Annotated in this window: 25 protein-coding genes; 11 read left to right on the top strand and 14 right to left on the bottom strand. The window is 69.4% G+C overall.

Annotated elements, in window-relative coordinates:
- Window positions 1–40: 40 nt before the first annotated feature.
- Complete coding sequence (locus tag GTO19_RS22215) at window positions 41–580, bottom strand: peptide deformylase (RefSeq protein WP_291025125.1); 540 nt, start codon at window positions 578–580, stop codon at window positions 41–43.
- Window positions 581–648: 68 nt separating this feature from the next.
- Between GTO19_RS22215 and GTO19_RS22220 the strand changes: the two genes are divergently transcribed.
- The gene (locus GTO19_RS22220; RefSeq protein ID WP_291025128.1) at window positions 649–966 is read left to right on the top strand and encodes a cytochrome c; all 318 of its coding nucleotides are present in this window, start codon (window positions 649–651) and stop codon (window positions 964–966) included.
- A gap of 18 nt (window positions 967–984) precedes the next feature.
- Here GTO19_RS22220 and selD read toward each other — a convergent pair whose 3' ends face one another.
- On the bottom strand, window positions 985–2061 hold the full coding sequence (selD, locus tag GTO19_RS22225; RefSeq protein ID WP_291025131.1) for a selenide, water dikinase SelD: 1077 nt from the start codon (window positions 2059–2061) through the stop codon (window positions 985–987).
- Entirely contained in the window at window positions 2058–3083 is a 1026-nt protein-coding gene (senB, locus tag GTO19_RS22230) for a selenoneine biosynthesis selenosugar synthase SenB (protein ID WP_291025134.1), read from the bottom strand. Before senB ends, selD begins: the two co-directional genes overlap by 4 nt.
- On the opposite strand from senB, the gene senA reads away from it, so the two are divergent.
- The 5 genes from senA to GTO19_RS22255 all read left to right on the top strand — a co-directional run bounded on the left by senA (window position 3073) and on the right by GTO19_RS22255 (window position 7091).
- Entirely contained in the window at window positions 3073–4293 is a 1221-nt protein-coding gene (gene senA / locus GTO19_RS22235) for a selenoneine synthase SenA (protein WP_291025136.1), read from the top strand. The genes senB and senA overlap by 11 nt on opposite strands.
- Before the next feature lie 72 nt (window positions 4294–4365).
- On the top strand, window positions 4366–5196 hold the full coding sequence (locus tag GTO19_RS22240; RefSeq protein ID WP_291025139.1) for a phosphonate ABC transporter ATP-binding protein: 831 nt from the start codon (window positions 4366–4368) through the stop codon (window positions 5194–5196).
- An 18-nt stretch (window positions 5197–5214) separates the two neighbouring features.
- On the top strand, window positions 5215–6051 hold the full coding sequence (locus tag GTO19_RS22245) for an ABC transporter permease (protein WP_291025141.1): 837 nt from the start codon (window positions 5215–5217) through the stop codon (window positions 6049–6051).
- Entirely contained in the window at window positions 6048–6857 is an 810-nt protein-coding gene (phnE, locus tag GTO19_RS22250) for a phosphonate ABC transporter, permease protein PhnE (RefSeq protein ID WP_291025143.1), read from the top strand. The genes GTO19_RS22245 and phnE overlap by 4 nt, the downstream gene beginning before the upstream one ends.
- A gap of 57 nt (window positions 6858–6914) precedes the next feature.
- On the top strand, window positions 6915–7091 hold the full coding sequence (locus tag GTO19_RS22255; RefSeq protein ID WP_291025145.1) for a helix-turn-helix transcriptional regulator: 177 nt from the start codon (window positions 6915–6917) through the stop codon (window positions 7089–7091).
- Here GTO19_RS22255 and GTO19_RS22260 read toward each other — a convergent pair.
- The 5 genes from GTO19_RS22260 to GTO19_RS22280 all read right to left on the bottom strand — a co-directional run bounded on the left by GTO19_RS22260 (window position 7088) and on the right by GTO19_RS22280 (window position 10670).
- A complete protein-coding gene (locus tag GTO19_RS22260) occupies window positions 7088–7288 on the bottom strand; it encodes a hypothetical protein (protein WP_291025147.1) in 201 nt (66 codons plus the stop codon). The two genes, GTO19_RS22255 and GTO19_RS22260, sit on opposite strands and share 4 nt — an antisense overlap.
- Window positions 7289–7334: 46 nt before the next feature.
- Window positions 7335–8453 (bottom strand): PQQ-dependent sugar dehydrogenase, encoded by a 1119-nt coding sequence (locus tag GTO19_RS22265; protein ID WP_291025149.1) that lies wholly within the window; start codon window positions 8451–8453, stop codon window positions 7335–7337.
- Window positions 8454–8529: 76 nt separating this feature from the next.
- Window positions 8530–9114, bottom strand: a complete 585-nt coding sequence (locus tag GTO19_RS22270) for an NnrU family protein (RefSeq protein WP_291025151.1) — start codon at window positions 9112–9114, stop codon at window positions 8530–8532.
- Between the two features lie 113 nt (window positions 9115–9227).
- Window positions 9228–9866 (bottom strand): LysE family translocator, encoded by a 639-nt coding sequence (locus tag GTO19_RS22275; protein WP_291025153.1) that lies wholly within the window; start codon window positions 9864–9866, stop codon window positions 9228–9230.
- Between the two features lie 48 nt (window positions 9867–9914).
- Window positions 9915–10670, bottom strand: coding sequence for a FadR/GntR family transcriptional regulator (locus GTO19_RS22280; protein WP_291025156.1), 756 nt, complete (start codon window positions 10668–10670; stop codon window positions 9915–9917).
- Between the two features lie 137 nt (window positions 10671–10807).
- Between GTO19_RS22280 and GTO19_RS22285 the strand changes: the two genes are divergently transcribed.
- From GTO19_RS22285 to GTO19_RS22295, 3 genes are all read left to right on the top strand, one after another.
- Window positions 10808–11773, top strand: a complete 966-nt coding sequence (locus GTO19_RS22285; RefSeq protein ID WP_291025158.1) for a tripartite tricarboxylate transporter substrate binding protein — start codon at window positions 10808–10810, stop codon at window positions 11771–11773.
- A gap of 93 nt (window positions 11774–11866) precedes the next feature.
- Window positions 11867–12388, top strand: a complete 522-nt coding sequence (locus GTO19_RS22290; RefSeq protein ID WP_291025161.1) for a MarR family transcriptional regulator — start codon at window positions 11867–11869, stop codon at window positions 12386–12388.
- Window positions 12366–13058: a GNAT family N-acetyltransferase gene (locus tag GTO19_RS22295; RefSeq protein WP_291025163.1), complete on the top strand. Its 693-nt coding sequence runs from the start codon at window positions 12366–12368 to the stop codon at window positions 13056–13058. Before GTO19_RS22290 ends, GTO19_RS22295 begins: the two co-directional genes overlap by 23 nt.
- A 95-nt stretch (window positions 13059–13153) precedes the next feature.
- Here GTO19_RS22295 and GTO19_RS22300 read toward each other — a convergent pair whose 3' ends face one another.
- Window positions 13154–14392 carry an FAD-binding oxidoreductase gene (locus tag GTO19_RS22300; protein ID WP_291025166.1) on the bottom strand — a complete coding sequence of 413 codons (1239 nt, stop codon included), beginning with the start codon at window positions 14390–14392 and terminating at the stop codon, window positions 13154–13156.
- A gap of 207 nt (window positions 14393–14599) precedes the next feature.
- Window positions 14600–15556 (bottom strand): LysR family transcriptional regulator, encoded by a 957-nt coding sequence (locus GTO19_RS22305; RefSeq protein WP_291025168.1) that lies wholly within the window; start codon window positions 15554–15556, stop codon window positions 14600–14602.
- 178 nt (window positions 15557–15734) lie between these two features.
- On the opposite strand from GTO19_RS22305, the gene GTO19_RS22310 reads away from it, so the two are divergent.
- Window positions 15735–16688: a tripartite tricarboxylate transporter substrate binding protein gene (locus GTO19_RS22310; protein ID WP_291025181.1), complete on the top strand. Its 954-nt coding sequence runs from the start codon at window positions 15735–15737 to the stop codon at window positions 16686–16688.
- Between the two features lie 11 nt (window positions 16689–16699).
- Window positions 16700–18238: an amidase gene (locus GTO19_RS22315; protein WP_291025170.1), complete on the top strand. Its 1539-nt coding sequence runs from the start codon at window positions 16700–16702 to the stop codon at window positions 18236–18238.
- Window positions 18239–18758: 520 nt separating this feature from the next.
- Here GTO19_RS22315 and GTO19_RS22320 read toward each other — a convergent pair.
- The 4 genes from GTO19_RS22320 to GTO19_RS22335 form a co-directional block, all read right to left on the bottom strand.
- Window positions 18759–19133, bottom strand: a complete 375-nt coding sequence (locus GTO19_RS22320; RefSeq protein WP_291025173.1) for a hypothetical protein — start codon at window positions 19131–19133, stop codon at window positions 18759–18761.
- A 151-nt stretch (window positions 19134–19284) separates the two neighbouring features.
- Window positions 19285–19581: a hypothetical protein gene (locus tag GTO19_RS22325; RefSeq protein ID WP_291025176.1), complete on the bottom strand. Its 297-nt coding sequence runs from the start codon at window positions 19579–19581 to the stop codon at window positions 19285–19287.
- 251 nt (window positions 19582–19832) lie between these two features.
- Window positions 19833–20405, bottom strand: a complete 573-nt coding sequence (locus GTO19_RS22330) for a hypothetical protein (protein ID WP_291025179.1) — start codon at window positions 20403–20405, stop codon at window positions 19833–19835.
- Window positions 20402–21648: DUF6862 domain-containing protein (locus GTO19_RS22335; protein WP_363302993.1), on the bottom strand; the 1247-nt coding region annotated here is incomplete at its 5' end. The genes GTO19_RS22330 and GTO19_RS22335, both read right to left, overlap by 4 nt.

The following is a 21648-nucleotide window of genomic DNA, read 5'->3' on the forward strand; positions in this document are numbered from 1 at the left end:
TCAAATCGTTTCAACGGCGTAACGCCGTTTGCCATCGGCCTCAGTCGTCGTCGCTGGCGTCCAGTCCGGGGAACAGCACCTCGGTGAAGCCGAAGCGCGTGAAGTCGCGCACCCGCATCGGGTAGAGCGTGCCCCAGAGGTGATCGCATTCGTGCTGCACCACGCGGGCGTGAAAGCCCTCGGCCTCGCGGTCGATCACTGCGCCGAACTCGTCGAAGCCCTGGTAGCGGATGCGCCGCCAGCGCGGCACCACACCGCGCAGGCCGGGCACCGAGAGGCAGCCCTCCCAGCCATCTTCGAGCTCATCGTCCAGCGGCGTGATCAGGGGGTTGAGCAGCGTGGTGCGCGGCACCACCGGCGCGTCGGGGTAGCGGGGGTTGGGCGCACCACTGCCGAAGATCACCACCTGCAGGTCCACGCCGATCTGCGGCGCGGCCAGGCCGGCGCCATTGGCGTGGGCCATGGTGTCCTTCAGGTCGGCCACCAGCCGGTGAAGCTCGGGCGTGTCGAAAGCGGTGACGGCTTGGGCGTGGCGCAGCAGGCGCGGATCACCCATTTTGAGGATGGTGTGGACGGTCATGGCAACGGCTTGACGGCGGGAGCGCGATGGTCCAAGTTTCGCCGATGGTCATGCCCCCGACGAATCCCATGAAACGCCCCCTCCTCATCCCTGCCCTTGCCCTGCCCGCGCTCGCCCATGCCCAAGGCGCTGCCCTGTTCAAGGACGCCGACCTCGCGCTCGGTGAGAAGCTGCTGGCCGAACACCAGTGCGCGCAGTGCCACGCCAGGCAGGTGGGCGGTGACGGCAGCGCCATCTACCGCCCCAATGGCCGCATCAACAACGCCAGGCTGCTGCAGGCCATGGTGGAGAACTGCAGCACGCGGCTGAACCTGCAACTGTTTCCTGAAGAGCTCGCCGCCATCGCGGCGGTGCTCAACCGGGACCACTACCGGTTCAAGCCTTAGGTCAAGCCTGGAACGCGCTCAGGCGTTCACCTGCAGGCGCACGCCGTCGCCCGCGAACTCGCGCACCTCGCCGATGTCGGCCGCCTGCGCAAAGCCGTGGCGGCGGAAGGTGGCCAGCACCTCGTCCACGCTGGCTGCGTCGCAGGCCACCAGCAGACCGCCGCTGGTTTGCGGGTCGCTCAGCAGGGCCTGCTCGGTGGCCCCCAGGCCAGCGCCCAGGCGCACCTCGTGGCCGTAGGCGGCCCAGTTGCGGCCCGAGGCGCCCGTCACCAGACCGGCCGCGGCGAGTTCGCGCACACCCGGGATCAGCGGCACGCGGTTCCAGTCGAGGTGCACCGCCTTGTCCGCGCCGCGCGCCATCTCCATCGCGTGGCCGGCCAGGCCGAAGCCGGTGATGTCGGTCAGCGCATGAACGCCTCCAAGCTTCGCGAGATCGGGGCCGGGCGTGTTCAGGCGCGTGGTGGTGTCGATCATGGCGGCGTAGCCCGCCGCGTCCAGTTGCTCCTTCTTGAGCGCGGCCGACAGCACGCCCACGCCCAGCGGCTTGCCCAGCACCAGGCGGTCACCGGCCTTGGCGTCGGCGTTGCGCTTCACGCGCCCGGGGTGCACCAGGCCCAGGGCCACCAGGCCGTAAATGGGTTCAACCGAGTCGATGGTGTGGCCGCCAGCGATCGGGATGCCGGCCGCGCGGCAGACGTCCTGCCCGCCCTGCAGGATGCGCCCGATGGTGTCGGTGCTGAGCACGCTGATGGGCATGCCCACCAGCGCCAGCGCCATGATGGGCGTGCCACCCATGGCATACACGTCGCTGATGGCGTTGGTGGCCGCGATGCGCCCGAACTCGTACGGGTCGTCGACGATGGGCATGAAGAAGTCGGTGGTGGCGATCAGCGCCTGCTCGTCGTTGAGCTGGTACACGGCCGCGTCGTCGGCCGTCTCGATGCCGACCAGCAGTTCCTTGGGCAGGGGCAGGCCGGTGCTGCCCTTGAGGATGTCGCTCAGCACGCCGGGCGCGATCTTGCAGCCGCAGCCGCCGCCGTGCGACAGGCTGGTGAGGCGGGGCTGGGTGGCGGCGGTGGGAATGGGGGCGTTCACGGTCGGTCTCCGGTTCGGGGCCCGGCGCCCACGGGGCGCAGGCAGTCATTGAGCAGATCCAGCAGCGCCTGGCGTTCGGCCTCGGGGGCGAACAGCGGCGCGCGAGCGGCGCATTGTGCGGCCAGGCGCGCGAGCCTGCCATCGTCGCGCGCCATGCCCTCACGGCAGTCGCGCAGCAGGGCCGCCAGCGCGGCGGCGTCGCCGACCGGAAAGTAGCCTTCGTACGCCTCGCCGAGCATGCCCACATTGCCGTCGATGCGCGAGGCCAGCACCGGCGTGCCGACGCGCACGGCTTCCAGCACGGCGTGCGCGCCGCCTTCGATGCGGCTGGCCTGCACCAGCAGGTGCGCGCGTTGCAGGCGGCGCAGCACCTCGGCGTGAGGCAGCCCGCCCAGCCAGCGGTAGTGCGGGCCGGCCTGCGCGGTGGCGCGCGCCGCCTCGCCCAGCGCGGGGTCGATCGCCTCGCCGATGTGGTCGATGCGGACGCCTTCCCGCGGGCCGATGAGCCGCGCGGCCTCGAACAGGGTCTCGGGCGACTTCTCGTCTCGCAGGTGGCCCACCATCAGCGCGCGCAGAAAGCCCCGCGGTTTGGGCAGTGCCGCGCGCGCAGGGCTGGACTGGAACACCACGCGGCAGCGCGCGCGCAGGTGCGCCGGCAGCGCGAGCGGCCCGCGCGCCTGCAGCACCACGAGCCGGTGCGCGAGTTCGATCGAGCGCCGTGCCGAGGCGTCGACTTGAATGTCGCGGTACAGGTCGGTGCCGGTGAGCACCACCACCAGCGGCGCGCTGGCGTCGGCCTCGGCCCAGGCCGCGATGGAGGCGGCCGAGCGCCGCGCGTGCAGGGCGATGAGGGCAGCGGGCTTCTCGCCGAGGTCCGCATCGGGCCATTGGCGAGTGACCACCACCCGATAATGCCCCGCCAGCAGACGCGCCCAGCGCCGGGTGGTCTGCCAATTGCCGTTGTTCGCGTCGGCCAGCGCCGGCGTCACGATGCACAACAGGGGTTTGCGAATGGAGGCCATCGAGCGGCTCATTGTGTCGGAGACCGACACCCCACCCGCCACCCCGCCTGGCGCCGCGGCCGAGCAGGCCCGCCGCGCCGGTCGGGAAACGCTGGCGCGGCTGCTGCGCCGCACGCGCGCGCGCACGCTTCGCCTGGCCGAGGCCTTCGAGGCCGCGCTGGGGCCCGCGCTGGCGGTGCCCCTGTCGCCCGAGCTCAACCCGCCGCTGTGGGAGCTGGGGCACATCGGCTGGTTCGCCGACCGCTGGGTGGCGCGCCAGCCCGCCTCGCAACGCCAACGCGGCGCGCGCGCCGACCCCGCGGCCGCGCTGGCCCCGGCCCGCCAGGCCGCGCGCGGCGTCGACGCCGACGCGCTGTACGACAGCAGCGCCGTGCCGCACGACACGCGTTGGTCGCTGCCGCTGCCCGACCTGGCCACCACGCGCGCCGACCTGCAGGCCAGCCTGGAGGAGACCCTCGCCCTGCTGGCCCGCGCGCCCGACACCGATGACGGCCTCTACGCCTTTCGCCTCGCCCTCTTCCACGAGGACATGCACGGCGAGGCCTGGTGCTTCATGGCGCAGGTGCTCGACATCGACGCGGGCGAATCCGTGCCGCCACCGCCCACCGCCGAGCACGCCTGCCTGTCCCTGGACGCCGCGTCGTGGACGCTGGGCTGGCAAGGCCCGGGCTTCGCTTTCGACAACGAGCTCACCGGCCAGACCGTCGAGCTCCCGCCCTTCGACATCGACGGGCAAGCCGTGAGCTGGGCGCGCTACCTGCCCGCCGTGGACGCCGGCGCCGTGCCCGTGCCGCGCTACCTGAAACGCGAAGACGGCCGCTGGTGGCGGCGCGCAGCCGGCCGCTGGCACGCGCTGGACCTGTCGGCCCCCGCCTGCCACCTGAGCGCCACCGAAGCCCAGGCCTGGTGCGCCTGGGCCGGCCGGCGCCTGCCCGCCGAGGCCGAATGGGAATACGCCGCGCACCATGCGCCGGGCTTCCACTGGGGCCAGGTGTGGGAATGGACCGCCAGCGCCTTCGCGCCCTTCCCCGGCTTCGCGCCGCACCCTTACCGCGACTACTCGCAGCCCTGGTTCGATGGACGCCCCGTGCTCAAAGGCGCGAGCTGGGCCAGCGCGCCGCAGATGCGACACCCACGCTACCGCAACTTCTTCACCGCCGACCGCAGCGACGTCCTGGCGGGCTTTCGCAGCGTGGCCTTGCCCCGATGAACCCCGCTCGCGGGACGGCCCCGCCATCGGGTTTCTAATGCGGCCTTCGTTCACGCACCGGAGCCCGACGTTTTGGAGATCGCCCTCGAACAGGTCAGCGCGCGCCACGCCGCCGCCCGCGCGGCCCAGGCGCCCGCCCTGCAAGGCCTGAGCCTGCGCGTGGCCGCGGGGGAACACGTGGCCGTCATCGGCCCCTCGGGTGCCGGCAAGACCACGCTGCTGCAGCTCATGGCCTGCGCCATGGCGCCCAGCGCGGGCAGCATGCGGCTGGACGGCGCGTCGCCGTGGTCGCTGCCCCGCGCCGACTTGCAGCGCCTGCGCGCCCGCCTGCTGCTGGCACCGCAGGTGCCGCCGCTGCCACCGCGCCAGCGCGTGGTCACGGCCGTGCTGGCGGCACGGCTGCCGTCCATGGGGCTGTGGGCCAGCCTGCGCTCGCTGCTGCGCCCCTCCGACATCCCCGCCGCCTTCGCCGCGCTCGAGCGCTTCGACCTCGGCGACAAGCTCTTCGAGCGCGTGGACCGACTGTCCGGCGGCGAGCGCCAGCGCGTGGGCCTGGCGCGCGCCCTGCTGGCGCCCGCCACCGCCTGGCTGGTGGACGAGCCGCTCTCGGCCCTGGACCCGACGCGCGCGCGCCAGGCCATCCACACCCTCATCGGCGGCGCGCGCGAGCACCGCGCCACCCTGGTGGCCACCCTGCACCAGGTCGACGTGGCGCTGGCGCATTTCCCGCGCATCGTCGGCCTGCGCGATGGCCAGCTCGCCTTCGACCTGCCGGCCGCCGAGGTCAGCAGCGAACGCCTCGCGAAGCTGTACGACCAGTTCGAGCACGAACTGCAGGGCGCACCCGCGAGCCCGCCGCCGCCACTGGACGAGCCCCTGCCGCCCGTCCTGATGTGCCGCTGATGTGCCACCGAGTCCGCGATGAACACCACCACGCTGCGCCCCGCGCCCACGCGCGACCCCGCCTGGGTATCGCGGCTGTTCTGGATCGGCGCCGCCCTGGTGCTGCTGTGGCCGCTGGGCGTGGCCACCGAGTTCAAGCCCTGGGTGCTCGTCGAGCCGACGAACCTCCGGGTCACGGCGCAGTTCCTGGGCAGCTTCCTGCCGCTCGCGCTCGACGGCGAATTCCTCGCCCTGGTGGCGCGCGAGACCTGGCGCACCGTGGCCATCGCCACCGCCGGCATGGTGCTGGCCCTGGTGCTGGCCATTCCGCTCACACTGGCGGCCACGCGCGTGCTCTCGCTCTCCGCGCTGTCGGGGCGGATGGCGCGCGGGCCCTGGCTGGTGCGTCAGGCCGTGCGCTGGCTGCTGATCGTGCTGCGCAGCATTCCCGAACTGGTGTGGGCGCTCGTGTTCGTGCGCGTGGTGGGCCTGGGCCCCACCGCCGGCGTGCTGGCCATCGCGCTCACCTACGGCGGCATGCTCGGCAAGGTGTACGGCGAGATCCTGGAAAGCGGCGAGGCGCACGCCAGCCAGACCCTGCTGCGCAACGGCGCCTCGCGCCTGCAGGCCTTCTTCTATGGCCTGCTGCCCACCAACGCGGCCGAACTCACCAGCTACACCGTGTACCGCTGGGAATGCGCCATCCGCTCCTCGGTGGTGCTGGGCTTCGTGGGCGCGGGCGGCCTGGGGCAGCAGATGGACAACTCCATGAAGATGTTCAACGGCGGCGAAGTCGCGACCATGCTGCTGGTCTTCATGGCCCTGGTGGCGCTGGCCGACCGCGTAAGCGCCGGCCTTCGAAAGGCATTGGGATGAAGCCGCTGCCGCCCGCTCCGCCCTCCTGGCTCGACCCGCGCGGCAAGGCCCTGTGGTTCCTGCTCGCGCTGACCGTTCTCGTGGTCGCCAGCTTCTGGTCGCTGGACCTGCAATGGGGTCAGTTCCTGTCGTTGGAGGCCGCGCGCAGCATGGGCCGCTTCCTCGGCGAATTCTTCCCGCCCGATGCCTCGCCCGAGTTCCTGCGCCGCGTGGCCGTGGGCACCTGGGAAACGCTGGCCATGTCCGCCCTGGGCACGGGCCTGGCGGCGGTGGCGGGCGTCTTGCTCGCGCTGCCCGCCAGCCGGCGCGTGGATGGCGGTGCGTCGTGGGCGCGCGGCCCCACGCGGCTGCTGCTCAACGCGCTGCGCAGCATCCCCGAACTGGTGTGGGCCGCCTTGCTGCTCATCAGCGCGGGACTGGGGCCCTTCGCCGGCACCCTGGCCCTGGCTTTTCACACGGCCGGCGTGCTCGGCCGCCTGTTCGCCGAGGCCATCGAGAACGCCCCGCCCGGCCCCGCCGCCGCGCTGCGCGTGCAGGGCGTGGGCGGCGCGCGCGTGTTCCTCTATGCCACCTTGCCGCAGGTGCTGCCGCAATTGCTCAGCTACACGCTCTACCGCTGGGAAAACAACATCCGCGCCGCCGCGGTTCTGGGCGTGGTGGGCGCCGGCGGCCTCGGCCAGATGCTGGCCTTCCACATGGGCCTGTTCCACATGGGCAAGACGGCCACCATCCTGGCTGCCATGCTGCTGATGGTGGCGCTGGTGGACGCGGCGAGCCACGGGGCGCGGCGGGTGTTGACGCGCTGAGGCGGGCAGTTACGGGGACACCGCGTAGCACCCGAGTTCGATGCCAATACTTCTTCGATGCCAGACAAACTGGCCCGAGCCCAGGACAAGTTGGCTCGGCAATCAGGCGTCAACCGGGCCGTCATCGCCCACATCGAACGCCAAGCGCGCAATCCCCCGCTTCTCACCCTTGCGAAGCTTGCCGCTTCGCTCGACTTGTCACTCGAAGCGCTTCTGACCGATTGCCGCTCCTAGGGGTCCAGCTTGAGCTGGTGAATCTGAGGAATTCTTGCAGTCAAGGTGCCCGTCTTCTGCCGCGGCTCAACGACCGGTGACGACACCACCTGAACCTGCCCCGCCTTCATTTCCTTCACGGACTGCAGAAGCTCCGCCGCGAGATCGCGTTGGGCCTCGTGGGCGGAAAGCTCGGCGTCATTGAGGGGTTTTTTCATAGAGGACACAGCGGATCTCCTTGATCACTCTTGGCAGTGCGAATGATCACCGAACCACCAGCCGCAGCACCTTCCCATCACTGTCATCCGTCAACACATACAGCCACCCATCCGGCCCTTCCCGCACATCCCGGATGCGCTGGTTCAGCTCCGTCAGCAGCCGCTCCTGCTGCACCACGCGTCCGCCCTCCATCTGCATCCGCACCAGGTGGCGGAATTTGAGCGAGCCCGTGAAGGCGTTGCCCTGCCAGGCCGGGCCGTACTTGTCGCTGCGCAAAAACACCAGGCCCGAGGGCGCGATGGAGGGCACCCAGTACTGCACCGGCTGCTCCAGCCCGGCGCGGCTGGTCAGGCCGTCGCCGATGCGCCCGCCGCCGTAGTTCTCGCCGTAGGTGATGACGGGCCAGCCGTAGTTCTTGCCCGCCTCGGGGCGGTTGAGTTCGTCGCCGCCCTGCGGGCCGTGTTCGATGGTCCAGAGCGCGCCGTCGGGCCCCAGGGCCGCGCCCTGGATGTTGCGGTGGCCGAGCGTCCAGATCTCGGGCAGCGCGCGGGCCTGTTTGGCGAAGGGGTTGTCGGGGTGCGGCTTGCCGTCGGCCAGCACGCGCACCACCTTGCCGTGGTGGTTGTCCAGGGTCTGCGCGTCGTGCATGCGCAGGTAGCGGTCGCCCAGGGTGAGGAAGAAGCTGCCGTCCGCCGCCTGCACGATGCGGCAGCCGAAGTGCAGCCGGCTGCCGACCTTGGGCTTCTGGCTGAAGACCACGCGCACGTTCTCCAGCGCGCTGCGGTCGTCGGACAGGCGCGCCGAGGCCATGGCGGTGGAGTTGCCCACCAGCGCCGGCTCGCTGTAGCAGAAGTGCACGGTGCGGTTGGTGGCGAAGTCGCGGTCGGTGATGACGTCGAGCAGGCCGCCCTGCCCCACGGCGTCCACGTCGGGCAGGCCCTTGAGCGCCGGGCCCAGGCGGCCGTCCGGCTCCACCACGCGCATGCGCCCGGGTCGCTCGGTCACGAGCAGGCGGCCGTCGCCAATGAAGGCCAGGCCCCAGGGGTTCTGCAGGCCGCCAGCCACCACTTCGGGTGTGAGGCGCCCGGCCGGCTGGGCCAGGACCCCGGCCGCGGCCAGGCCGGCCGCCAGGGCGATGAACAGGGGACGCAGGCGTCGGATCATGGAATCTCCCATCGGTTTCGGGGTGGTCATCAAGGCGTGCCCCGATGGAGGCCAACGCCCGCCCCGGGGTTCCCGTTCAAGCGAACGGCTGCACGCCGATCAAAAAGCCGTGCGCCCAGAAGGCGAACACCGCGTACAGCAACAGGCCGCCCACCAGTGCGATGGCGTCGTTGGCCTTGCCGGCGCCGAGGGTGTGCGGCGCGCGCAGCAGGCCGGCCTGCGCGCGGCGCTTGAGCGAGATGCGGTCGGCCACGGCCCAGACCAGGAAAGCGCCGAACAGCAGCACGTCGGCCAGGCCGCCGTTGGCGAGCAGGTGCGCCAGCGCCCACAGCTTCACCGCCACCAGCATGGGGTGCTTCGCCGCGCGCTGGATGCGCCCCGGCAGGTAGGCGGCCAGCAGCAGCACGAACACCGGCAGCATGAGCAAGGCCGCCACATGCCGCATGGGCAGGGGTGGCGTCCACAGCAGCACCGGGGTCTGCCGCGCGGCGCTGTACCCGGCCACCATGAGGCCGAAGCCCGCCAGCGCCACCAGCGTGTACAGCCCCTTCCAGGGCCCTTCGCCGAAGCGGTGCGCCACTTCGTGCCGCCCACGCGGCGCGACGATGGACACCGAGTGGATGCCCAGGAACAGCACCAGTCCGAGCACAAGCCATTCCATGATCGACTCCCGTCGTTGAGGGTCGCTATCGTCTCACGGCCGGGCCCGCGGCGAGGGCGTTCAGCCGGGGCGAGCGACAGCGAGCCGCGAAGCGGCGCGGGGGGTGTTTCCGATCACGCCGTGCGGCGCTGCTCCAGGGCCAGGCGCACCGCCAGCGCGGCCAGCACGGTACCCATCACGTAGCGCTGCGCCGCCAGCCAGCGCGGGCTGCGCGCGAACCACAGCGCCAGCCGCGCGGCCGACAGCACGATGCTCAGGTTCACACAGAAGCTCACCACGATCTGCGTGAGCCCGAGTTGCACGCTCTGCGCGAACACCGAGCCGTGCGCGGGCGAGACGAACTGCGGAAAGATCGACAGGTAGAACACCGCGATCTTGGGGTTCAGCAGGTTGGTGAAGAAGCCCATCAGGAACAGCTTGCGCGGCGGGTCGGCCGGCAGGTCCTGCGCCTCGAAGGGCGAACGCGCGCCCGGCTTCACCGACTGCCAGGCCAGGATCAACAGGTACGCGGCGCCGGCCCACTTGAGCAGTTCGTAGGCCAGCGGCACCGCCATGAACAGCGCCGTGAGGCCCACGGCCGCCGCGAACATGTGCGCCAGGAAACCCACCACCACGCCCATCAGCGAGATCACACCCGCCCGCTTGCCCTGACAGAGCGAGCGCGACAGCAGGTAGACCATGTTGGGGCCGGGCGTGATGGCCACGAACAGCGCCGCGGCGGCGAACAGCAGCCAGTCGTTCAGGGGAACCAAGTCGACATCTCCATGAGGCCCCGTCAGGGGAGCGTTGCGGGTAAAGCGTCAGCCGGGTGTCTCGGCCTGGGCCCGGCGCAGCCGCTCGCGGCTGTTGGACAGGTGCAGGCGCATGGCCTGGCGCGCGCCTTCGGCGTCGCGCAGGCGGATGGCATGGTAGATGTTCTGGTGCTCCACGTGCACACGCTGCAGATAGGCCAGGCGCCCCTCGGGGGCACTGCTGGCCGTGTTGATGCGGGTGCGCGGAATGATCATGGTGCCCAGGTAGGTCATGAGGTCCGCGAAATGCCGGTTGCCGGTGGCGCGCGCCACCTCCATGTGGAACTGGAAATCCGCCGGCACCGCGTCCGAGTACTCGGCGATGGACAGTTCGAACGCGGCCAACGCCGCCTCCATCTGCCGCAGGTGGCTTTCGTCGCGGTGCTGGGCCGCCAGGCTGGCGGCCTCGCCCTCCAGGCTGATGCGCAGCTCCAGCAGCGACACCACGTCGGCCGCGGTGGCCACGTCCTCGGGCGCGATGCGGAACGGGCCCCGCTCGGGCAAGGCCAGCACGAAGGTCCCGATGCCGTGGCGCGTTTCCACCAGGCCAGAGGCCTGCAAGCGCGAAATGGCTTCGCGCACCACGGTGCGGCTGACCGCGAAACGGGCCATCAGGGCCGTCTCGGTGGGCAGCTTGTCGCCGGCTTGCAGGCGGCCTTCGCGCATGTCGCTGGCCAGGGTGTCCACGATTTCGGGCACCAGGCCGCGCGGGCGGCGGGGCCGGGGCGGCGCCAGGTCTTCACCTGGGGTTTTCACGGAGAGCATGGCTTTTTCCTTGACGCCCCTGGGGCGTCTTCACAGAATGCCCAAGTCGTCAGACAACCGACAACTGACGACAGATCACTGCGTGAGACGACTGTAACAAAGCCTTCGCGGACATCCAAGCCCTCAGGAGACCCTTCATGACCCTCAATCGCCGACAACTCATCGCCTCTGGCGCGGCCCTGGCTGCCGTGGGCCTGCCCGCGCACGCGCAGAAATTCCCGAACAAGCCGGTGCGCATCGTGGTGCCCTACCCGCCGGGCGGCTCCTCGGACATCATCGCGCGCGCCATCAGCGAGCCGCTGGCCAAGAGCCTGGGCCAGCCCGTGGTGGTGGAAAACCGCGCGGGCGCCAACGGCAACCTGGGCGCCGGCCTGGTGGCGCAGGCCCCGGCCGACGGCTACACCCTGTTGCTGTGCGACGTGGGCGCGCTGGCCATCAGCCCCTCGGTCTACAAGCTGCCGTTCGACCCGAGCAAGGACCTGCGCGGCGTGACCATGCTGGCCTACTCGCCGCACATGCTGGCGGTGCACCCCTCGGTGAAGGCGAACAACCTGCAGGAGCTGGTGGCGCTCTCCAGAACCAGCGACCTGAACTTCGCCGTCACCGCCATGGGCAGCGCGCCGCACGTGGCCGGCGTGGCCGTGCAGCGGGCCATGGACGCGAAGTGGACCTACATCCCCTACAAGGGCGGCTCGCAGGCCGTGGCCGACACCGTGGCCGGCCAGACGCAGGTGATCATGAACGGCATGCTGGCCACCCTGCCCCACGTGCAGAACGGCCGCCTGAAAGTGCTCGGCATCTCCAAACGCACGCGCATGCCCCTGGTGGGCGAAGTGCCCACCCTGGCCGAACAGGGTGTGAAGGACTTCGAGTCCGGCACCTGGCAGGGCGTGCTGGTGCCCAAGGGCACACCCGCGGCCGTGGTGTCGCGCCTGAACGCCGAACTCATTGCCGCCATCCGCAGCCCCGAGGTGCGCTCGCGCCTCACCGGACAGGGTGCCGAGGTGCACACCATGCAGCCCGCCGAGCAGGACCAGTTCTTCGAGAAGGAACGCCAGCGCTGGGGGGTGGTGGTGAAAGAAGCGAACATCCGCGTCGAGTAAAACGCCGCGCCGGCCTGTCCATACCCCCGGGGCTGGACAGGCTTCTGTTTTCCGATTCAAATCGCAAGGCATATACCTTGTTATATTTGGATCATGGAAGACGTTGTCAGATCGCTCGGGCTGCTGACCCTGGGCTCCCGCCTGAAGCGCATCGGCGAGCGGCTGCAGGCGCAGACGCAGGCCGTGGTCGAGGCCGAGGGCGTCGCGGACATTCCCTCCTCGCACCTGCCGATGCTGGCGACCTTGCAGCGGCTGGGCCCGCTCACTGTCGGTGACATCGCGCTGGCCCTGGGCGTGAGCCAGCCCGGCGTGACGCGGCAACTGGCCAAACTGCAGGAGGCCGGTCTGGTGGAGGCGCGCCAATTGGCCGGCGACCTGCGCCTGCGCGCCATCGAATTGACCGAGGCCGGCCAACGCCAGGTGGCGCACGCACAGCAGCACACCTGGCCCGCCATCGAGGCCGCCGTGGCCGAGGCCTGCGCGCCACACGGCCTCGCCCTGCTCGCCCAACTGGCGGCGCTGGAAGACGCGCTGGAAGCACTGCCGCTACTGGCGCGCGTGAACCGCCAGCGGCTGGCCACCGGAGACGCCCATGCCCCACCCCCACCCGCTTGACCGCCCCGTCTGGGCAAGCCTCAGCGGCGCGCACGCCCGGCTGTCCCGCGGCAGCGCCTTCGCGCGGCGCTACCTCGCCGACGTCAACCGCTTCGCCGCCACGCCCGACGAGGGCCCCGAAGCCCTGGCCGCGCTGGCGGATCTGCTGGCGCCGGGCGAGAGCGTGTTCCTGCTGCAGGTGCCGCCCATCGAGCTGCCGCCCGGCTTGCGCGCGGTGAAACGGGCCACGGGCGTGCAGATGGAGGCCACGCGCGACCTGCGCGAGCAGGCCATCGGCGAGGGCATCGACGCGCTGGGCGAGGCCGATGCGCCGGAGATGCTCGCGCTGGCCACCTTGACCGAACCGGGGCCTTTCCTGGCACGCACGCACGCGATGGGCGACTTCATTGGCGTTCGCCGCGATGGCCGTCTGCTGGCCATGGCGGGTGAGCGCTTCCGCGTGCCGGGCTTCGCGGAGGTGAGCGGCGTGTGCACGCACCCCGACGCGCGCGGGCTCGGTCTCGCGCGGCGCTTGTCCGCCGCCGTGGCGGCGCGCATACAGGCGCGCGGCGAGCAGCCCTTCCTGCACGCCTGGGAGACCAACACCGCGGCCATCCGCCTCTACGAGACGCTGGGCTTTCGGCGGCGCGCGACCGTGAACGTGGCGGTGCTGGAGCGCGCCGCCGACTGATCTGGCGAAGGCCCGCGTTCGCCGCGCGGCCAGCGGCCGGACCCGGCGTCGTCCAGGGTCATGGCGGGTGGCCATCGGGTCATTGGCTTGCGCCCTCAATGAAACCGGGTGGGTGCGTAGGGCAAGGGATCGACCACGGGCTCGGCGCCGCCGATGAGCTCGGCGAGCAGCCGCCCGCTCACCGGCCCCAGCGTGAAGCCCTGGTGGGCGTGGCCGAAGTTGAACCACAGCCCCCGGTGGCGCGGCGCCGCCCCGATGACGGGCAGCATGTCGGCCGTGCAAGGCCGCGCGCCCATCCAGGGCTGGGGCTCCACCGGCCGCGGCAGCTCGAACAGCTCGCTGGCCAGGGCGTGGGCCCGGGGCAGTTGCACCGGCGTGGGCGGCGCATCGATGCGGGCGAACTCGGCACCGGTGGTGATGCGCACGCCCTGTCGCATCGGCACGATGACCAGGCCGCCATCGGCGTCCAGCATCGGCAGGCGCGGCGGTTCGCCACCGGTGTAGTGGCGGTGGTAGCCGCGCTTGACGAACAGCGGGTAGCGGTAGCCCAGGGTGCGCAGCAGAGCGTCCGACCAGGGGCCGAGCGCGACCACGGCGTGCGGCGCGTCGATCTCGCCCTCGGCTGTTCGCACGCGCCAGCCCGTGGCCGTGGCGCTCAAGCTGGCCGCGTCTCCCTGCAGCACGCGGGCGCCCTGTTCGCGCAGCAGCGCCGCGTAACGCGCCACCAGTTCGCCCGGGTCGCTCACCGTCCAGGGGTCCAGCCAGTGAATGGCACCGGACAGGCGCTGGCGCAGCCCGGGCTCCGCCTGGGCGAGCGCGTCTGCGTCGAGCTCGCTGTGGCGCACGCCGTACTCGGCGGCCAGGCGGCGCGCGTCGGCCAGGCCCTCGCGCAGGCTGGCCGATGCGCGGAACACGAAGCGGTACCCCTCCTGGCGCACCAGGTCCTGCGCGCCGGCCTGCTCGATCAGCGGCTCGTGTTCGCTAAGGCAGTGTTCGATGAGTCGCGCGTAATCGCGCGCGATGCGCCGGTGGCTCGCTGGCCGCGAGTGCCACCAGTAGCGGCTCAGCGGCCCGGCCAGCGCGGGCAACGCGCCCAGGTGGTAGTTCACGTCGGCACCGCGCTTCATCGCCACGCGCGCGAGCATGGCCCAGTCGCGCGGAAAGGCGTAGGGCTCCACCGCTTCACGCTGCACGATGCCGGCGTTGCCGTAGGAGGTTTCGCGGCCGGGCTCGCGCCGGTCGACCAGGGTGACCTCGTGCCCGCGCTGGCGCAGGTGCAGCGCGGTGCACACGCCGACCATGCCGGCACCGAGGACGATGACGGCGGGCTTCATGCGCGCGCAGGGCTCGCCAGGCTGGAGCCAAGGCGGGGGCCGGCGGGCGGGAACGGATGGCCCGGGACACGGGCTGTGCACAAGAGACGCGATGCAGGTGCGGTCATGAGGGCCTCGGAAGAATCGGTGCGGCCATTATTCCCCGCACCCCGCCCAGCGGGCATCGCCAAGGGTGAACCGTGCCTTGCCGCAGCGGCAAGGGAGGGCTCAGGACTCGTCGGCCAGCGCGTCCCGCAGGTGCGTGACGAAAGCCCGCGCGCCATCGGGCAACTGGCGGCCCGCGAGCGATTGCACCTCGAAGTGGCGTTCGTTCATCTCGCGGTCGCGCAGCGGCACGGCGTGCACCAGCCCCAGGTGCAGGTGCTGGCGCAGGGCGGTCTCGCCACAGAAGGTGACGGCATCGGTCTGCGCCACGTAGTTCACCAGCGGGTAGAGGTGGTTGCTGGTGAAGAAGGCCTCGACGTGCAGGCCCTGGCGGCTGCAACTGATGTCGAGCAACTGACGCAGTGTGGACGTGGGCGCCGGCAGGGCCAGCGGATAGGCCAGCGCCTGCGCCAGCGACAGCTGGCGGCGCGCGGCCAGCGGGTGTTCGGGCCGCATCGCGGCCAGCACCGGCGAGGGGTGGCGCAGCTCCACGTTGAGGCTGCGTTCCGAGGCCATGCCCACGGTCACGCCGATGTCCACCTCGCCTTCGCGCACACGGCGCGCCACCTCCGTCTGCAGGCACATGTCCAGCGAAAAACCGATGCCCGGGCGCTGCGCCTGAAACCCCGCGATCAGCGTCGGCAGAAATTCGAAGGTGAAGCCCTCCGTGGCGGCCAGCCGCACCTGGCCCGCGCGCAGGCCGCGCAGCGCCAGGATGTCCTCGGTCACGCGCTCGATGTCGAGCCAGGCACGGCGCGCGTGCACCGCGAGCAGTTCGCCCGCCGCATTGAGCGCCATGCCGCGCGAGCGACGGTCGAACAAGAGGGTGTCGAGCTCACGCTCGAGCCGGGCGATCTGACGACTGACGGCCGAGGGAACCACGCCCAGACGTTCTGCCGCTTCCGTGATGGAGCCCGAATGCACCACCGCCATGAAGTACTTGAGCGAGACCTCCTGCAATACGGCCTGGTTGATGGAGCGGCGCGCGGGCACGCGGCGGGCGGTGGAGCGGCTGGTCATGCGCCGTCAGCCTACTGAAGCTTTGCCGTAATGGCAATGAAACGTTCTTGTTGTTGGTGTTGCGGCACAGGTCCGGGCTTCCTAGCATGCGTTCGCATCCGTTCACCACCGCAGGAGCCCGCCCGTGACCGACACCCCCTGTTCCTTTTCGCGTTCGGGCCGCCGCGCGCTCGCGGCCCTGGCGGTCGCGCTGGCCCTGGCGCCGGCCGCAGCGCCCGCGATGGCCGATGCCGCCTTCCCCACCCGCCCGATCACGCTGGTGGTGCCCTACCCGCCCGGCGGCAGCGCGGACACCCTGGGCCGCCTGGTCGCCAAAGGCCTCGGTGACGAACTGGGCCAGCCGGTGGTGATCGACAACCGCCCCGGCGCGGGCTCGGCCGTTGGCGCGGGCTTCGTTGCCAAGGCCCCGGCCGATGGCTACACCCTGCTCATCAGCTCGGGCTCCACCTTCACCACCAACCCGGCCATCAAGGACAGGCTGCCCTACCACCCGGTGGACAGCTTCGATCCCATCGCCATCGTGGGCCGCATTCCGCTGATCCTGCTGGCCAACAAGGACGTGCCGATCAACACGGTGACCGAGTTCGTCGCGGCCATCAAGGCCCGGCCCGAGCAGTATTCCTACGCGTCATTCGGCAGCGGCACCACCTCCCACTTCACGGCCGAACTCGTGCTGCAGACCGTCGGCGCGAAGCTGCTGCACGTGCCCTACCGCGGCAGCGCCCCCGCCATGACGGACCTCATCGGCGGGCGTGTGCCGTTCTCGCTGGACACCGTGACCGCGGCCCTGCCGCAGCTCAAGGCCGGCAAGGTCAAGGCCATTGCGGTGACCACGGCGCAGCGCTCTTCCCAACTGCGCGACGTGCCCACCTTCGCCGAAGCCGGCTACAAGGGCATCGACGCCGACACCTGGATCATGGTGGTGGCGCCCAAGGGCACGCCCGCACCCGTGCGCGCGCGCCTCGAGCAGGCCCTGACGAAGGTGATGGCCAGCCCCGAGGCCAAAGCCGCTTTTCAGGCCCAGGGCGCCGAGCCCCGCTTCGGCAATGCCGCGGCCGCGGTGGCGCAGATCGACAAGGAGCTGCCGCTGATGCGCGCCGTGGCACGCCGCGCCAACATCCAGGCCGACTGAATCACCTCCCCATGCACCGCGCCCCGTCAACGGAACTCACCGCCACCTCCGCCGTCGAGCTGCGGCGCCTCATCGGCGCGCGCCAGCTCTCGCCCGTGGAGCTTCTCGACGCCTGCATCGCGCGCATCGAGCGGCTCAATCCCTTCGTCAACGCCATCACCGCCACCTGCTTCGAGCGCGCCCGCGACGAGGCCCGCGCGGCCGAGCGGGCCGTGATGCGCGGCGAGCCCCTGGGCCTGCTGCACGGCCTGCCGCTGGGCGTGAAGGACCTGGAGCCCACGCAGGGCTTGCTGTCCACCATGGGCACGCCCAGCCTGCGCAACCATGTGCCCTCGGCCGACATCGAGCTCGTGGGGCGCCTGCGCCGCGCGGGCGCCATCGTGGTGGGCAAGACCAACGTGCCCGAAATGGGCGCGGGCGCCAACAGCCGCAACCCCGTGTGGGGCGCCACCGGCAACCCCTTCAACCCGAACCTCAACGCGGGCGGCTCCTCCGGCGGCTCGGCCGCGGCGCTGGCGCTGGACTTGCTTCCACTGTGCACGGGCTCGGACACCGGTGGCTCGCTGCGCATTCCCGCGGCCAAGTGCGGCGTGGTCGGCCTGCGCCCTTCACCCGGCGTGGTGCCCAACGTGCGCAAGCCCCTGGGCTTCTCGCCGATCTCCGTGGTCGGCCCGATGGGGCGCGACGTGGGCGACACCTGCCTGCAGCTCGCCGCCACCGCGGGCCCCCACGCCGGCGATCCCCTGTCGCACCCGCTGGACGCGCTGGCCTTCCTGCGCCCGGCGGAGGTGGACCTGTCGCGCCTGCGCGTGGCCTGGACGGAAGACTTCGGCCTGTGCGACGTGGACCCACTGGTGCGCCGCGCCTTTCGCGACAGGATCGCGGCGATGGCACCGCTGTTCGCGGCCTGCGACGAGGTCCGCTTCGATCTTGGCGATGCCCATCGCTGCTTCGATGTGCTGCGCGCCGAGGCCTTCGTCGCGGGCCTGCGCGCCACCTACGAAAAGAACCCGGCCAGCCTCGGCCCGAACCCGCGCGCCAACTATGAGATGGGCACGCGCATGGGCCTGGCCGACACGGCCTGGGCGCAAACCGAGCAGACCCGCCTGATCGCCCGCTTTCAGCGCGCCATCGAGGGCTATGACCTGGTGCTCTCGCCGACCACGCCGGTCTCGCCCTTTCCCTGGACGCAGCCGCACCTGGCCGAAATCGACGGCCGCTCGCAGGACAACTACTACCGCTGGCTCGCGCTGACCTATGTCGTGACGCTCACCACCCACCCCGCGCTCGCCCTGCCCTGCGGTAGCGACGACAACGGCATGCCCTTCGGCCTTCAGGTGGTGGGGCGTTTTCGAGGCGACCTGGCGCTGCTGGGGGCCGCCGCCGCGATGGAGCGCGCCTTCGCCGGCGATCCGCGGCTTCGCCGGCCGCGGCCGGACGTGGCGCGCCTGCGCGCTCCCGATCCCCGGCTCGACTCGATCGTGACCGCACCGCCCGACGATCCGCGCGCGCACACGCCAACGGATGGCGCCGCCGCCAGCGCGGTGTAGCTGTGTGGACCACATTTCAGGGGTCTCCACCTCCGTGGTCACGCGGCCCGTCACCAGCGTGCTCAGCGGGCTGCTGAGCAGCAGCGCAAAGGCACTGGCAAGTCAAGTTGTCCTGCTGCCTCACCTCATTTCCGCTTCCTGCCGTCAGTCCTGAAAAGCGCACTTGACAACGCAGGTTGCCGTCTGCGTTGAAGATGGCGGCGTTGTTGGGACAGGGGAAAACGTCGCTGCCGTCTGAGCAGGTGTAGCTACCAGGTTTGAAGATCTCGAGGACTCCTGTGCGGTCGGGAGAGGAGCCAAGCCAACTCATCAAACGGCAAAGGCACACACGTTTCATCGTCCCGAATGAGCGCAGTTTCCAGTTGGCGGCAGTTTGAGCAGGTTGGTGTCCGCCACCGGGGAGCACAGAGTGGAGCTGCTTGTCGAACATCGGCCCCCACCTATCAGAGTCGCATTCCCGCTGTTCAATCTGTTGTTTTGCGTCTTTGCCAATTGCAGCGCTCGCTACTGGATCCGACCACTAGTTTGCCGAACTCAGGAATTGATACGCCTGCACCTGCGAATGCGTCATCGGCCGAACATAGGGGCGGTCATTGAACGGTTGGGGTGGGGCAATATGTGCGACCGAACCCATCCCTCCATGACTGAAAATATATACAAGCAGCGATTCAATCGACGAGAAATCCAATGGGAACGATGCCGCCTTTTCAGAATGAAAACTGATAAACGTTCTTTCAATTGAAATGTCGTCAAGTAGGCAAACGACTGCCACAGGGATATCGAGCGCCCTGCATATACCACGCGCGTCTGCGCTTGAGACCCATAGATTACTGCCCATATCCGAGAGCCATACCTCAACGTAGTTGTCAATAATAATTTCTGAAATCTCGATCACATAATTACCTCGAACAAGGAGTACTGAATACCGGTCCTTAGTGTCGCAGATCTGCGCCACTGCATGATGCCGTAAAGCAAAATCCTGAAGACATCTTGACTTGAGGAGAATCTCAAGTCGCCGGTTGTATATCATTTGAACCACTCCTTCATCACGCCCCATTCCATTGCTCATTCGTCACGTTAATTGGCTTGTAGTCCCACCAACGCGTGAGCAGATAGACCACGCAGCCGGGACGCCAGACGCCTTTGGGCTCCGGGTCATGGGCGAGGCGTTCGTCGAGGTTCATGCTTGTGAAAGGGTCTAGGAATCCCTGGTCTATATGTGCCCCGTCGATCAAGCCTTGCCGTTTCCATTGTTTGGCCATGGCGTGCTTCTCGGTCCAACTCGGGCTGTCGGGCAACTCCACCCGGCGCACCTGCCAGACCACTTCGTTGTTCGCGCTCAAGCGAAAGACATTGTGGTTGGCGAGTTCATGTCGTCCCATCGGGGCTGAATCGGTTCACTCAAAACAAGCCTGCTCTTGTCTCGCATCCAGATTTCTCAATAGACAGCGACGTTGAGTTGCTGAACTTTTTCATCCTTCATTTGAGAGTCCTCGGATTGCTAAACCACTTTTCGAAATCGGTTCAACAGCAGCGCAAAGGCGCTGGCATGCCGATCCGATGTGTGGCACGGCCTCAATACCAATTGCGGCAGTCAATACGGGACACCGAACAACCCATCCGTCAACTCGCCGGTCTCGGTGTTCAGCACATAAAAGCTCTCGGGAGGATGCTCCTTCGTGCCAACCAGCACACCGAACTGAACGATGGGAGGGTCAATCGGCTCGCCTGGGCGGCCGATTGGCATGGTCTTGTGCGTGATCGTGCGAGTGAATGGCCGCTCGATGATGTAGCTCGAGCTCCGCTCTGGCGCGCCTGCAAAGTGCACTTGACAACGCAGGCTCCCGTCGGCGTTGAAGATTGCGGCATTGTTGGGGCACGAGAATGCGTCACGCCCGTCGGGGAGCGTATAGCTGCCGGGCCGAAAAATGACGAGCACGCCGGTGCGGTCGGGCACGATCCAGGCAAAGTTCGTGAACGGGAGCGAAATTACGCTCCCATCCTCCAAGATAAGTTGCGAACTTACTTGTGCGAGCGGCCTCTTTAGGGCACGCAAACTTTCGCTATTTCCCTCGTCGGAGAGACCGCCTCGGTCAACAATGTACTGAAATCGCTCGCCATCGGCCGCATGCCAGAGCAGGACGGTTTGCTGCACCTTCGCTGTCATGGCGAGATCCTCTTTGACCCGTCGAGGAGAATTGTGAATCTATCTGGTGACGTGCGAGGAGATACGTCCACGAATTGGACCTGATGACCTCCTCCGGGGAGCGTGTTCTTCGTTGTAGCGTCATACATTGGTCCAACTTGTCCTTCACGAATGCCAACACCTGGCTTGACAGAGAACTCAACGATGTACATGGGTGCCCCGTTCGCACCCTTCCATTCACTGCTGATAGCCAAGTTATTCCTAACGTCGGCGACGTTCGTGATTGGGTCCTTGGTTGCCCAGGCTCCAAGTTGCATTGCCGCAGTGTCGTGATCGCCAATCGACATCAGTCGATCGATTTCTTTGTACCTATCCTCGTCTACGATCATCCTATAAGTTTCTATCTGCGTGGTCACTCGATCGGTTACGAGTGTGCCTTCCTTCCACGCCGGTCGTTGGGTAAGCCACCATTCCGGAGGCGTACCGATGATCTCCTCAATTTGCCGGTTGTTGGTCTTGTTGATTTCGTCCACCCTGGGCAAACCATCCCGATCCGTCACCTGCCCCGCGTTGATCACCTCCGCGCGATGCGTCGTCCCCGGCTGGAAGTCGCGCACCGCGTGCCCGCCGTAGCCAGGCATCTCAGCGCCGAAGTTGTTGTCAATGCGCGCCCGCGCCAGCAGCCTGGCCTCCTCGCTGCCCACCCGCGCCGTCGTCCCGTCCGCAAAGCGCAGCAGCTTGTGCCCGCCCTCGAGCACCACCTCGGCCAGCACCTTGCCCGGCGCGGTGAGCAGCAGCGCGCCCACCACCACGTCCTCGGGCCCGGGCAGCAGCAGGAAGACACCCTGCGAGGTGCTCTGCGCCAGTTGCACGTGGAAGTTCTGGCGCAGCGCGGCGTGGGGCTGAACCTCGCCCGCCGTGGCCACGTTCAGCGGGAACCCGGGCTTGGGGCTGTTGGCCCAGACGTATTGGCCGTTGGCGCCGTGGACCGCGTTGCCCATCGAGCGGGCCTCCGCCACCTTGCTGTTGCACAGCGCGGGCGTGGCGCCGGCACAGGCCGATTGCAGTTCGCGGTCGCGCGTTCGCGAGAGCTCGGCCAGTGCATCGCGTCGGCCGCAGGCGCTCGCGTCGCCGCCCGCACATTCGCGGGCTGCGCGCTCGTACTGCTCCACCTCGGACAGGCGCAGCATGCTGGTGCGGCTGTGGTTGAGGTAGTTGTGCTCAGCCGCATTGCCCCCGGCCGTGGCACCGATGGCCACGCCCT

It is taken from the genome of Hydrogenophaga sp., assembly GCF_011772445.1.
Lineage (GTDB): Bacteria > Pseudomonadota > Gammaproteobacteria > Burkholderiales > Burkholderiaceae_C > Hydrogenophaga.